1 protein-coding gene is annotated in these 1,109 nt (G+C 58.4%); it reads left to right on the plus strand.

The features are described 5' to 3' along the window. Nucleotides 1-3 precede the first annotated feature (3 nt). On the plus strand, nt 4-1,109 hold a 1,106-nt coding region (locus tag H3V53_RS43110; protein WP_336603029.1), incomplete at its 3' end, for a porin.

Raw genomic sequence — 1,109 nt, forward strand, 5'->3', positions numbered from 1 at the left:
TTCATTCCGTTGATCTCACTGGGTTCTCTCACGGGACCTACGATTTCGTATGCGCAATCCAGCGTTTCTCTCTATGGGAGACTCGACTCGGGTTTGAGCTTCATCAAGACCAGCACAGGCAACCAGTACGGCGCTTTCTCTGGCGGCATGTTCGGCGACCGTTGGGGCTTCAAGGGAAAAGAAGACTTAGGAAACGGGCTCGCAGCGATCTTTCAGCTGGAAAATGGCTTTAGCATTACCACGGGTCAATCGAGACAGGGCGGCCGCCTGTTTGGTCGACAAGCCTATGCAGGTTTAGCCGATAAAGACTATGGGACGATTACGCTAGGCCGGCAGTACGATCCCGTCGTTGACCTGGTTCAGCCTGAAACGGCCGATATCACGTATGGCGCCTCATTCGGCACACCAGGCGACATCGACAACTATGACAACACGGTCCGTATTTCCAATTCAGTCAAGTACGTGTCGCCCACCTATCGAGGCTTCACGTTCGAGGCATTGTATGGCCTCGGAGGCGCCGCCGGTGCGCCGGGCGAATCGCAGTCATGGAGCGGTGCGGCCCGGTTCGTTACCGGACCGTTCAGTTTCGCGGCGGGTTACCTGCATTCCAGCAACGCGAACGGACAACCCGCGCGCGGTGCCTGGAACAGCACCACTGCCGACACGTTCTTCAGCAGCCCGATCAACAACGGGTACCAGAGCGCGAGTTCCGTCGGCGTCGCGCGTGCTGCAGCGGAATATGTGAAGGATAAGGTGACCGTCGGGGTGTCCTACAGCAACGTGCAGGCAACACGCGACAGTCAATCGACGTTCGCCTCCAATGAGCATTGGAATGTCGGCACCGCGTTTTCATCCTATCAGCTGACGCCAGCAGCAGCCGTTGGGCTCAGCTATACCTATACGCACGCGAGCGGCGATACTTCCGCGACCTACCATCAGGTGAACACCGCCGCGACCTACAGCTTCTCTCGTAGAACGGAAACGTATGCCGTCGCGGGATACCAGCACGCAAGCGGCCTTCAACGTGTGGCGACGGGCGGCACGCGCGAGGCCCAAGCTTCGATCGGTTCGTTCGGCATTGCAGGAAGTTCGACCCAGGTACTTGCGAT

Source organism: Paraburkholderia bengalensis (assembly GCF_037126505.1).
GTDB classification, from domain to species: domain Bacteria; phylum Pseudomonadota; class Gammaproteobacteria; order Burkholderiales; family Burkholderiaceae; genus Paraburkholderia; species Paraburkholderia bengalensis.